The organism is Cellulomonas massiliensis JC225, assembly GCF_000312005.1.
Classification (GTDB): domain Bacteria; phylum Actinomycetota; class Actinomycetes; order Actinomycetales; family Cellulomonadaceae; genus Cellulomonas; species Cellulomonas massiliensis.
In genome coordinates this window covers 2,563,610-2,575,697 of the sequence record NZ_HE978588.1, presented here as the reverse complement: position 1 = coordinate 2,575,697, position 12,088 = coordinate 2,563,610, and the positions used below count along the sequence as shown (strand labels likewise).

Annotated in this window: 11 protein-coding genes; all 11 read right to left on the bottom strand. The window is 70.6% G+C overall.

Annotated elements, in window-relative coordinates:
- Positions 1-35: 35 nt before the first annotated feature.
- Entirely contained in the window at positions 36-1,226 is a 1,191-nt protein-coding gene (gene aroC, locus HGCM_RS12200; RefSeq protein WP_019137115.1) for a chorismate synthase, read from the bottom strand.
- Between the two features lie 91 nt (positions 1,227-1,317).
- Positions 1,318-2,106 carry a hypothetical protein gene (locus HGCM_RS12195; protein WP_019137114.1) on the bottom strand — a complete coding sequence of 263 codons (789 nt, stop codon included), beginning with the start codon at positions 2,104-2,106 and terminating at the stop codon, positions 1,318-1,320.
- Between the two features lies 1 nt (position 2,107).
- The gene (locus tag HGCM_RS12190) at positions 2,108-2,803 is read right to left on the bottom strand and encodes a PilN family protein (protein ID WP_019137113.1); all 696 of its coding nucleotides are present in this window, start codon (positions 2,801-2,803) and stop codon (positions 2,108-2,110) included.
- On the bottom strand, positions 2,800-3,858 hold the full coding sequence (pilM, locus tag HGCM_RS12185) for a type IV pilus assembly protein PilM (protein ID WP_026075447.1): 1,059 nt from the start codon (positions 3,856-3,858) through the stop codon (positions 2,800-2,802). Before pilM ends, HGCM_RS12190 begins: the two co-directional genes overlap by 4 nt.
- 84 nt (positions 3,859-3,942) lie before the next feature.
- The gene (locus HGCM_RS12180; RefSeq protein ID WP_019137111.1) at positions 3,943-4,749 is read right to left on the bottom strand and encodes a prepilin peptidase; all 807 of its coding nucleotides are present in this window, start codon (positions 4,747-4,749) and stop codon (positions 3,943-3,945) included.
- A gap of 25 nt (positions 4,750-4,774) precedes the next feature.
- Positions 4,775-6,568, bottom strand: coding sequence for a hypothetical protein (locus HGCM_RS12175; RefSeq protein WP_019137110.1), 1,794 nt, complete (start codon positions 6,566-6,568; stop codon positions 4,775-4,777).
- On the bottom strand, positions 6,568-7,260 hold the full coding sequence (locus HGCM_RS12170) for a PulJ/GspJ family protein (protein WP_019137109.1): 693 nt from the start codon (positions 7,258-7,260) through the stop codon (positions 6,568-6,570). The genes HGCM_RS12175 and HGCM_RS12170 overlap by 1 nt, the downstream gene beginning before the upstream one ends.
- Positions 7,257-8,627, bottom strand: a complete 1,371-nt coding sequence (locus tag HGCM_RS19975; protein WP_019137108.1) for a prepilin-type N-terminal cleavage/methylation domain-containing protein — start codon at positions 8,625-8,627, stop codon at positions 7,257-7,259. The genes HGCM_RS12170 and HGCM_RS19975 overlap by 4 nt, the downstream gene beginning before the upstream one ends.
- A gap of 139 nt (positions 8,628-8,766) precedes the next feature.
- A complete protein-coding gene (locus HGCM_RS20545; protein ID WP_019137107.1) occupies positions 8,767-9,186 on the bottom strand; it encodes a prepilin-type N-terminal cleavage/methylation domain-containing protein in 420 nt (139 codons plus the stop codon).
- A 175-nt stretch (positions 9,187-9,361) separates the two neighbouring features.
- Positions 9,362-10,588 (bottom strand): type II secretion system F family protein, encoded by a 1,227-nt coding sequence (locus HGCM_RS12155; protein WP_019137106.1) that lies wholly within the window; start codon positions 10,586-10,588, stop codon positions 9,362-9,364.
- Positions 10,588-12,088 (bottom strand): type IV pilus twitching motility protein PilT (locus HGCM_RS12150; RefSeq protein ID WP_281286113.1); only part of this gene is annotated, 1,501 nt, incomplete at its 5' end. The genes HGCM_RS12155 and HGCM_RS12150, both read right to left, overlap by 1 nt.

Genomic DNA, 12,088 nt, shown 5'->3' with positions numbered 1-12,088 from the left:
CGTCACGCTCACCGGGCCTGACCGTTCCCGGAGCCTCAGCGCAGCAGCTCGGGCACCGCAGCGACGTAGGACGCGAGGTTGCGGCTCACCTCGGCGACCGAGTCTCCCCCGGTCTTCTCGAGCAGCGCGTCCGCGAGCACGAGCGCGACCATGGCCTCGGCCACGACCGCGGCCGGCGGGACGGCGCACACGTCGGAACGCTGGTGCTGCGCCTTGGCGGCCTCGCCCGTCGAGGTGTCGATCGTCGCGAGCGCCCGCGGGACGGTCGAGATCGGCTTCATCGCCGCGCGCACGCGCAGGATCTCGCCGTTCGTCATCCCGCCCTCGAGGCCGCCCGCGCGGTTGCTGCGGCGCACGATGCGGCCGTCGGCGTCCCGCTCGATCTCGTCGTGGGCCTGCGACCCCCGGCGCGTCGCGGTGAGGAAGCCGTCGCCGACCTCGACGCCCTTGATGGCCTGGATGCCCATCAGCGCGGCGGCCAGCCGGGCGTCGAGCCGGCGGTCGGCGTGGACGTAGCTGCCGAGGCCCGAGGGGACGCCGTACGCGAGCACCTCGACGACGCCGCCGAGCGTGTCGCCGTCCTTGTGGCACTCGTCGATCTCGGCCACCATCGCGGCGCTCGACGCGGCGTCGAAGCAGCGGACGGGGTCGGCGTCGAGCGCGGCGACGTCGCCGGGCGACGGCAGGGCGGATCCCGCCGGCACGGCGACGGGGCCGATCCCCACGACGTGGCTGACGAGCCGGATGCCGGCCGCCTGCTCGAGCAGGCGCGCCGCGACGGTCCCGAGAGCGACCCGCGTGGCCGTCTCGCGCGCGCTCGCGCGCTCCAGCACCGGTCGTGCGTCGTCGAAGCCGTACTTGCGCATGCCGACGAGGTCCGCGTGCCCGGGACGCGGCCGCGTGAGGGGCGCGTTGCGCGCGCGGTTCAGTACCTCGGCGTCCTCGACCGGGTCGGCGGACATCACGTCGACCCACTTGGGCCACTCGGTGTTGCCGACCTCGATCGCCACGGGTCCGCCCTGCGTCAGCCCGTGCCGCACGCCGCCGAGCAGCCGGACCTCGTCCTGCTCGAACTTCATCCGGGCCCCGCGGCCGTACCCGAGGCGGCGGCGCGCGAGCGCCTCCTGGATGTCGGACGTGCGGACCTCGACACCGGCGGGAACTCCCTCGAGCACCCCGACCAGCGCCGGCCCGTGCGACTCACCGGCGGTCAACCAACGCAGCATGGCCGCATCCTCCCACGGTCGTCGTGCCTGCTCCGCGACGTGCCGAGGGCCGGACCCCACCAGGAGCCCGGCCCTCGGGGGGACGTCGTCGTCAGCCGGCGAACGGCGTGCCGTTCCCGTTCCAGCGAGGCACCGTCGGCTCGGGCGCCTCGTCCTCGTCGTCCGCCGCGGTGGTGTCCACGTACGTGTACACGTACCCGCTCACGGTCATCTCGAGGTCACCCTCCTTGATCGGGCGCTCGCCCTCGCCGGTCTGCGTCGTCGGCAGCAGACCCTCGGCCTTCATGCCGATCAGCAGGAAGGGGCGAGGCCCGTTCTGGACGAGCTTGACGAACGACTTCACCTGCTCGAACGACCCGTGCACGGTGATGTCGACGGGCACCGCGACGAAGCCGGGGATCTGCGCGTCGGCGGGGTCCGTGGACTTCGGCGCGGTCGGCGTCGCGCCCTCCGCGGAGGGCGACGGGGACGGCGACGGCTCCGATGCGTCGCCCGCAGGCGCGTCAGCCGGGGCCTCCGGGAGCTCGGCGGGCACGACCGCGGTCGCCGGCGAGGCGTTGACGGCCCGGACGAACACGTCCGCGTCCTCGGCGAAGCCGTCCACCTGGCGCAGGAACTGCGACAGCTGGGCGTCCGCGGGGACCTGCCGCTGCAGGTCGCGCAGGTCCGCCTTGAACACGTCGAGCTTCAGCGACTGCTTCTTGAGCTCGGTGAGCTGGCGCGTGAGGACGACGTTGTGCGCCTCCGCGTCGTCGGCGGCCTTGGCGGCGACCGACGCCTGGTCCAGCGTGGGGCCGATCTGCACGAACCAGGCGAGCACCGCCAGGACGAGCGCGACGAAGACGGCGCCGCCGACCCATGTCGTGGCCTTCGAGCCCATGTCACTCACCTTCCGACTGACCGGAGAAGCGCCCGGTGTACGCCACGTCGCTGATCTGGACCGTGCCGCCCACCTCGTAGGCGCCGCCCTCCTCGCCGAGCGTCCACGAGGCCTGGGACATCCACGCGTCCTGGAAGCCGGAGACGCCGTTGAGGGCGTCGATCCACTCCGCGGTCTTCGGGAGGTCGGGGCTGCGCAGCGCGAAGGTGAGCGTGGCGACCGACGGTGCGGAGAGCGCGTCCGTCGGCTCGGCGGGCGCGAGCATCGGGGTCGCGCCGGTGAGCGTCACCTCCGTGATGCGCACGTCGTCGGGGAGCACCGCCGCGAGGGCGCCGAGGTACTTGTTCCAGTCGACGTCGGTCGAGAAGCCCTGCGCGAGGACCGACTCGAGCTTGTCCACCTGGCCGAGCACCCGCGGGACCTCCGCGTACTGCGCCTGCTGCTTCATGAGGCTCGTGGTCTCAGCCGTGGCGTCGTCGAGCCGGGCCTCCTCGGCGCCCTTGTGCATCATGGCGTAGGCGCCGAGCAGGCCGAGGAGCAGCAGGAACCCCACGAGCGCGTACGCGAGCATGCGCTTCGTGCGGCCGAGCGCGCGCTTGGCGCGGATGCTCGGCGGCAGCAGGTTGACCTGCGGCAGCCCGACGGTCACCAGGGGGCCGGCGCTCTTCTTCGCGCCGCGCGTCGTCAGGGCGCTCATGCGGCCACTCCGAAGGCGAGGCCCAGCGGGACGGCCAGCGCGTGCTGGTGGTCGACGACCGCGGTGGGCACGTGGGACGAGAGCTTCATGCCCGTGAAGGGCTGGCCGAGCGTGACCGGGAGCCGGCACGCGCTCGAGAGGTACTGCCCCAGGCCCGGCAGCTGCGAGCCGCCGCCGGTGAGCACGATGATGTCCGGCGTCGACGCGGGCGTCGTGCTCGCGTAGTACACGAACGTGTTCCGGACGGCCTCGACGAGCGCCGAGGTCACCGTCTGGATCGCCTGCACGGCCGGGGCGAGCTCGGGCGAGTGCGCGAAGCCGACACCGATGTGGCGCTTGGCGTTCTCCGCCTCGCCGAGGGGGATCTGCAGCGCGCCGGCCACCGACTCGGTGACGTCGTGGCCGCCCGAGGGCAGCATGCGCACGAGCTTGGGCTGGCCCTGCGCGGCGATGACGACCGTCGTGACGCGGGCGCCGATGTCGACGAGGGCGACGGTGCGCTGCGCGAGGTCGCCGCGCGTCATGACGCGCGTCAGCGCGAACGCCCCGAGGTCGACCATCATCGGCCGCAGCCCGGCCGCCTCGACGACCTCGGTGTTGGCGTGCACCGTGTCCTTCGTCGCCGCGACGAGCAGGCCGTTGAGCATGGGCCCGGTCTCCCCGGTCGCGGTGCCGGTCGCGACGAAGTCGAGCACCGCGTCCTCGACCGCGACGGGCAGCATGTCGGCCACCTGGAACGGCAGCGACGAGCGGATCTGCGCCGGCGGCATGAACGGCAGCTGCAGGTCGCGCACGATCACGCGCTGGTTGCCGATGCCGAGGACGACGTCCTTGTGGCTGAACTTCGTCTGCGCCCACAGCTGCCGGATGGCGGTGGCGACGGTGGACGCCTCCGCGACCTCGCCGTCGCGCACGGCGCCGTGCGGGAGCGGCACCTCACCGAACCGGACCACCTGCGGCGACGGCGTGCGGGCGGGTCCGCCACCGGCGAACTCCACCTCGGCCGCACGCACGTGCGTGGACCCGATGTCGAGCCCGATCACTGACCTGGGCACGTGGAACCACCCTTTCGACTGGGGACTGGCTGATTGCACCATCGGCGCACGATGTCCCCGGCTTGAGGGTTGAACCGGTACGAATCAGAGCCAGAGGCCCGTCCACGCGTCCCAGGCCTGCTGCCCCCACACGATCCCGATCCCCGCGCCGATGATCATCCACGGACCGAAGGGGATCTGGGTCTTGCGGCCGGCCTTCCCCGCGGCGAGCAGGACCACCCAGAACACCGTCCCGACGAGGAACGCCGCGAACGCGCCGACGGCCAGGGCGCCCCATCCGGACCACCCGAGGTAGGTGCCGAGGACGAACGCGAGCTTGACGTCCCCGAGGCCGATGCCGCCCGAGCGGCCGTACACGAGCCTCGAGCCGTAGTGGACGAAGCCGTAGAACAGGAAGAGGACGACACCGCCCAGCAGCGCGCGCACGAGGCGGTCCCACTCCCCCGTGCCCGCCGCGGCGACGGCCAGCAGGGCCGGGGCGACCACCCACGCGGGCAGGACGATGGCGTTCGGGAGCCGGTGCACGTCGAGGTCGATGAGGGTCAGCGCGACGCCGATCGAGACGAGGTACAGGTACGCGGGCAGTGCCCACACCCCCGGCGGCTCCAGGCCGGTCCACACCGCGGTCAGCACAAACAGCACGCCGGTCACCAGCTCGACGAGCGGGTAGCGGGCCGAGATCGGCTCGCCGCAGTCCCGGCACCGACCGCGCAGCAGCAGCCAGGACACGACGGGCACGTTGTCCCGCGCGCGGATCGGGTGCTGGCAGCGCGGGCAGGCGCTCGGCGGGTGCGTGAGGCTCATGCCCTGCGGCACCCGCCACACGACGACGTTGAGGAACGAGCCGATGGCGAGCCCGAGCAGGGCGACGAGCGCGTAGAGCACGATCACGGGCGTAGCCAACCAGACCGCGCGATCAGCGCGCGGTGCCGTCCGGGTTCATCGCCGGCGCCGTCTCCACCCACACCGTCACGCCGTACGTGGTCGTCACCGGCGACAGGAACTTCGGCGGAGCGGTCCACTGGAAGCGCGGGTCGTAGGTGTAGTTCTTGCCGTACCCGGTCGAGATCGACGCCCCGGAGCCGGTACCGACCGGGCCACGGAACTTCTGCGCGATCGCTCCGAACACGGTGAGGGTGCCGCGGTTGGCCGAGCCCTTGTCGTAGTTCTGGACCATGAACGTGTGCTGCACCGACAGGATCGCGGCGTGGATCGTCCGCTCCTTGGTGAGGATCGGCGTGCTGCTGACGAAGGGGTTCCAGACGAACACCGCGTTCTGGCCGACGAGCCCCAGCAGGTCGTCGCTCGTCTCCGAGGAGTCCTTGTACGTGAGGTCGCCCGTCACGTAGATGTAGTTCTCCGCGCCGATGGTCGCCGACGCGTTGACCCGGCCCTCGACGAACACATCCCCGTTGCGGCACCCGTAGGCACCAGCGAAGGGCACCGTCTCGAGCGTGCCGGACGAGTTCTTGGTCGGGAAGCCGAGCGAGTTGCCGCTCGTCGCGCAGGCGTTCGCACCACTGGTCGGGTACGGCGGCGTCGTCGTCGACGCGGTGTAGTTCACGTTCGTCGTCGTCGTCGGCACGTTCTGGACGTAGATCACCGTGTTGGCCGGGACGGGGATGCGTTGGCCCACGTAGACCCGGCTCGTGCCGGTGCCCGTGGTCGCCGCGAGGCCCGCCGACCCGGGGGTGCCGCACTTCGGCGGGTTCGTGCCGACCGTGCCCGCTGCGTTCCCCGTGTTGGTGAACTTCGTCCACGGCGAGACGACCGTCATCGTGCCGTCGTCGTAGAACGTGATCTTCGTCGGCCCGGTGTAGAGGCAGCCGGTCTGCGGGACCTCGGCCGGGAGGTCCGAGCGCGTCTCCTTCTTCAGCTGCGAGTTCGTCGGCGGCATGCCGATCGAGCCCGTGTTCGTGGGGTCGCCGGCGTACTTGAAGGTCGGCGTGCCGCTACCCGTCTTGTTGTAGTTGGCGCCGCTCGTGGCCTTGTAGGCGGTCGTGACCCGGCCCTGGAAGCTCGCGGCTCCGTTGGTGGAGATCATGTCGTTGCTGTGCAGCGGGCCCTTGATGGTGTCGTAGCCACCGAAGTAGATCGGGTTGCAGCCCGAGGGCCGGCCGCCCGGGTCGTAGGCGTGCTTCGCGCAGTCCAGCGTGCTGGTCGGGTTGCTGGCTGTCGGGTCGCTGACCTCGAAGTCGGTGAAGTACAGGAAGTCGATGAAGCCCTGCTGCTTGAGGTCCGCCACGATCGTGCGGGTCTCGTCGCCCACGCGTCCGGTCGCGCGCAGTCGCAGCGTCCCGGTCGCGGTCCGGTACTTCGAGTTGTCGACCTCGTAGCGGAACTGCGCGTCGCCGCCGCTCCCGGGCACGGTCGCCCACGTCCCGGTCGCGCCCAGGCCGAAGGCGGGGTTCGCCGCGCCTCCCGTGGGCAGGGTGAGGGTGCTGGTGGAGCTGAACGGCGACGCGGGGTTGCCGTAGTTCCAGTAGCTCAGGTCGTTCATGAGCCGGCTCTGGTACTCGTCGATGCCCGCGTAAGCGGCGGCGAGCGCACCGCTCCACTGCTGGTCGGAGGCGGCCCGCTTCTGCGCGCCCATGGCGTAGGCGATCCCGGCGACGACGAGCGCCGCCAGCATGGTCGTCACGCCCAGCACCATGATCAGGGCCATGCCGTCGTCGTCGCGGCGGCCGCGCAACCGGTTCATGAAGGTCATCAGGGCCTCACTCGAGTCTTGCCGAGGTTGGGGATGCCGATCGTGCTGCGGACCTCGACCGGGTCAGCGCGGGACGTCAGGTCGGACTGCACGGTCAGCGTCACTCGGACGGCCGCCACGTTCTGGCGGTTCGTGGCCGAGAGCACGCCCGAGGTGAACGGCAGCGTGACGCTGTCCTTGTCGACGTAGGTGAAGAGGTTCGGCGCGCCCACGGGGATCGAGCGCGCGATCGTGCGGGTCGACGACGCGGCGGTGGCGAACGTCCACGGCGAGGACGAGTTCGTCACGTTCCAGCGCTTCTCGACGAGGCGCCGCTGGGCGTCGATCGAGAACTGCACCTTGATCGGCTTCACGCTCGACACACCCGAGTCGATGTAGCTGTAGAGCGTCATGGTGTTCGGAGCGGCCTCGATGAAGACGGGCTCCGCCGTCGTCCCGCCCGACGAGATCCGCAGCTCCGTCGCCGAGCGGATGACGCGGCTCACCTCGTTCATGCCCACGGACGCGACGTTGGCGGAGTCCGCCTGCTCGCGGTCGCGGGAGAACGTGCGCGACATGACGACGACGAAACCCATGATCAGCGTCGTGATGATGCTGAAGATCATCATGGTGACGATCAGCTCGGGCAGGGTCACGCCCTCGTCCCGGCGGTCGCTGACGTCCCGCCGCAGCCGTGCGGAGAGCGCGGTCACGGGGTCACCGCCACGCGGGGGTCGAAGGTGACGACCGCCGCACCGCCCACGGTCGACTTCGTGGTGCGCTCCGGCACGAGGGTGGTCGGGAGCACGATGTCGGACGATCCGATCGCCGTCGTCATCGACGTCGCCGACGTGCCGCGGTAGAACCGCCAGCTGCCGTACGGCAGCACCACGGTCACCTGGGTGCCGGAGCTGGTCGGCAGGACGGACCCGAACACGTACGTCGTGGTGGTCGCGCACCCGGGGTCGCCGCCGCTCGCGTTCACCGACTCGGCCTTGAGGAAGGTGCCGCCGCTCGAGAAGCCCTTGAGCTTGACCACGCCCATGGGGACGTCGATCGTCGCGGTGCCGAGCGGCGCAGCGGCGACAGGGTCGACAGGGACCCCGCGCAGCGTGGAGCCGCCGGAGGTCATCTCAGGCCACTGAGCGGGGTCGGCCGCGGCGCACACGCCCGCGTACGCCGAGTAGCCGCTCGTGTAGGGGTGCAGCTTGAACGTCTGCGTCTGGGTGCCGCTGCCGCTCGCCGGCGTCGACGGGTAGAGGCCGTAGGTGTTCCAGAACGTCGTGCGCAGGTCCGTCGGCACCTTGGCGCCGCTCGTGCCCTGCGCGAGGCGCGCCGTGAAGGTTCCAGCGCCGTCCATCTGGAAGCCGACCGACGAGGCCGTTCCTGCGGTGACGATCACCGACTTGCTGCCGCTGGTCTGCTGGTCCGCCGTCACGAAGTTCGCCTTCGAGACGCCGACGGTGTAGGTGCCGGGCGCGACCTTGAGCACGTAGGTGCAACCCTGCGCGTCCGTCGGGGAGATGACTGAGCCCACGGACGGCGAGGCGGTCACGGTCACGCCCTCGGCGCCCGTGCCGTCGGCCTTCAGCACCGAGACGAGGATCGTGCCCTTGTCGGGGTCGTTGATGTGCTCGGCGGGGTTCACGACGGTGTCGAGCTGCACGGGGTCCTCCGCGCCGCGCATGCCCTCCCAGCTCACCGAGACGTTGACGCGCTTGTAGCGCAGGGAGCTGGCGCCGCTGCCCGACGCGCCGCACTGGAAGTCCTGGTCGGGGTCCGACACCCAGCGGGCCTTGCGGGTGACCGTGAAGTTCTGGCCGCGCACCGTCACGGGGTACGAGTCGTCCAGCAGGGCGAAGAGGTCGCCGGTCGAGCGGGCGAGGTCGATCTCCTCCGCCGCGAGGTTGGCCGCGGTGATCCGCGCGCGCGAGTCGCGCGTCGCGTGCAGGACGCTCAGCATCGAGTAGATCAGGCCCGTCGAGACGAGCATGAAGAGCATCATCGCGACGAGCACCTCGGCGAGGCTGAAGCCGGTGTCGTCGCCGCTCCGATCGAGTCGGGCGCGCAGAGCGCTCACGGCGGTCGTTCCTTCCGTGCCGGGCTGAAGGGCGGCGGGGGTGGAGCGGTGGGCCCTCAGCGGCGCTGAAGGCTCCGGATACGCCGGTGTGGGGCGCCGCCGAGCGGCGCCCCACACCGGGTGCGTCTTCAGACCGAGGTCAGTTCTTCTCGATCTTGCCGTCGGTGCTCGTGTAGGTCCACGACTCACCCGGCAGGTTGTTGTTCTCGCCGGTCAGCGTGTACGAGTTGCCGTCGCCCGCGACGACCGCCTCGATGCTGACGTCCGCCGTGCCGTTGAAGCCGTTCGCGTCCCACTCGCCGGCCGCGACGCCGTCCGTCGAGACCGTGGCGTCCAGGCCGTCGTACGAGCCGTTGTTGCCCACCGCGTACGACTCGGCGGCGATCGCGGCGTTCTTGAGGTCGGACTCGACCTGCGAGGCCCACGCCTTCTGGCGCTGGTTCAGGAAGGCCGGGATCGCGATGGCGGCGAGGATGCCGATGATGATGATGACGACGAGGAGCTCGATCAGGGTGAAGCCCTGGTCGCCAGCCTCGCGCTCCTGCATGCGCTTCTGCACGCGAGCAATCATGTGAGTGCCTCACTTCGTTGTCGAAAGTCAGTGCCGGCCTCGCCGGCTTTCGGTCGTGCACCCGGTTCATCGGGCCCGTGACCTCTCCCCTTGAGCCCGTTCGACCGGGTTTGGTGGAGGATCACCCGTTCGCAGCAGCGGGGTCACCCGGAGCGCTGAAACGTCAGCTGACCAGGTCCATCACGGAGAAGATCGGCATGTAGAGGGAGATGATCATGCCGCCGATGATCACGCCGAGGACGGCGATCATGAGGGGCTCGATGAGCGACGTGAGCTGCTCGGTCGTCGCCTCGACCTCCTCGTCGTAGAACTCGGAGATCTTCTTCAGCATGGTCTCCAGCGCGCCGGAGTCCTCACCCGTGCTGACCATCTGGACGACCATCGGCGGGAACACCGCATGGTTCGCCAGGGGGGCGGCGAGGGACTTGCCCGTGCGCACGTTCTCCTGGACGTCCTTGACCGCGAGCTCGATGACGTAGTTGCCGCTCGTTTCCCCCACGATCTCCAGCGCCTGGAGGATGGGCACGCCGGCGCCGAGCATCGTCCCGAAGTTGCGCGTGAACCGCGCGATCGCGACCTTCTTGAACAGGTTGCCGAAGATCGGGATGCGCAGGGTCAGCGGCTGCCACCGGGACCGCACGGCGTGGTCGTTCTTGTGCCGGTTCCACCAGATCCCGAAGACGATCGCGGCGACGGCGAGCACGGGCGCGAGCCACTTCATGACGCCCGACATGATGACGAGGATCTGCGTGGGCAGCGGCAGCTCGCCGCCGAGGTCGGTGAACATCTGCTGGAACACCGGGACGATGAACAGCAGCATGCCGACCACGGCGAGGATCGCCATGCAGAAGACCATGACGGGGTAGGTCATCGCGGACTTGATCTGCGCCCGCAGCTTGACCTCCTTCTCGTAGTTCTCCGCCACCGAGATGAGGGCCTCCTCGAGGAAGCCGCCGACCTCGCCCGCCCGGATCATGTTGACCATCAGGGGCGGGAAGACGTGCGTGTGCCGGCCCAGCGACTCGGACAGCGCGCCACCCTGCTCGACGTCGTTGCGCGTGAGCGCGAGCACCTTCTGCAGCGGCTTGGACTCGGTCTGGTCCGCGAGGATCGTGAGCGTCCGCAGCAGCGAGAGGCCGGCCGAGATCATGGTCGCCATCTGGCGGGACATGATCGCGAGGTCCTTCGTCGAGACCTTGTCCGACAGCCCCGGGATCTTGATCTCGGTCTGCAGGCCGCCGGTGACGACCTCGTTGATCGCGATCGGCGCGACGCCCATCGAGCGCAGGCGGTTCGCGACCGCAGCCTCGTTCTGCGCGTCGATCCGGCCCTTGACGACCTTCCCGTTGCGGTCGCTGACCTGGTACTCGTACGTCCGCATGATGGCCATCAGTAACCGCCTCCGAACGCCGGGGCACCGCCGACGCCGCCGGAGAGCGCGCTCGCACCCTGGTTCGTCTTGGCGGTGCGGCCGACCAGCTTGTTGAAGTCCTCGACGTGGTGCGCCTTCTCGAGCCCGACCTCGTAGGTGATCTTGCCCTTCTTGACGAGCTCGGCCAGCTGCTGGTCCATCGTGTACATGCCGTGGTCGGCACCCGCCTGCATCGCGGAGTAGATCTGGTGCGTCTTGCCCTCGCGGATGAGGTTCCGGATGCCGGGGGTGGCGACCATGACCTCCGTGGCCACGACGCGCCCCGTGCCGTTCGCCTTCTTGCACAGGGTCTGGCAGACGACGCCCTGGATGGCCGCGGCGAGCTGGGTGCGGATCTGGCCCTGCTGCTCGGCCGGGAAGACGTCGATGACGCGGTCGATCGTCTGCGCCGCGTCCTGCGTGTGCAGGGTGGCGAAGACGAGGTGACCGGTCTCGGCGGCCGTCAACGCGACGGAGATCGTCTCCAGGTCGCGCATCTCGCCGACAAGGATGATGTCGGGGTCCTGGCGCAGCACGTGCTTGAGGGCATTCGCGAAGGACAGCGTGTCCGCGCCGACCTCGCGCTGGTTGACGATCGCCTTCTTGTGCCGGTGGAGGAACTCGATCGGGTCCTCGACGGTCATGATGTGGTCGGCCCGCGTGCGGTTCGCGAGGTCGATCACGGCCGCCAGGGTCGTCGACTTGCCGGACCCGGTCGGACCCGTCACGAGCACGAGACCACGCGGCAGGCCCGCGAAGGTCGAGACGACCGGCGGGACGCCCAGCTCGTCGAGCGGCTTGATCTCGTAGGGGATCACGCGGAACGCCGCGCCGATCGAGTCGCGCTGCTGGTAGATGTTCACGCGGAAGCGCGCCTTGCCGCGCATGGCGTACGCGAAGTCGAGCTCGAGGTTGGCCTCGAACGTCTCGCGCTGACGCTGCGTCATGACGGAGTAGAGCGTCCGGCGCAGGCCCTCGGGCTTGACGACGTCGAAGTCCTCGAGCGGCTTGAGCGAGCCCTGCAGGCGGACCATGGGCGGGGAGCCGCTCGTCAGGTGCAGGTCGGACGCGCCGAGCTCGACCATCTCGAGCAGGACCTCGTCGAGCTCGAGGTCGCCCTCCTCGCGGCCCTGGCCCACGCCGGCGCGGGTCGCCTCGCGGCGCGCCTTGCGGCGCTCCTGCTCGACGTCGCGCTTCGGCTGCTCGGGCTGCGGCTGCGGCAGGAAGGTCGGCGTCGACGGCGCCGCGCCCGCCAGCGGGGCCGGGGCGTACGCCGGCGGGTAGGCCACCGACGACGAGCCCGACTGCGGGTTGGCGATCGACCCTCCGCTGATCACGACCGGCGCCACGGGGGGCGGCGGGGCGACCGGCTCGACCGTGACGGGCGGCATCGCGGCCTGGGTCATCGGCTGGATCGCGCGGCGCGCCTGCTCGGGCGCCTGCGCGGCGTGGGGCACGCCGCCGTAGCCCCCGGCGACC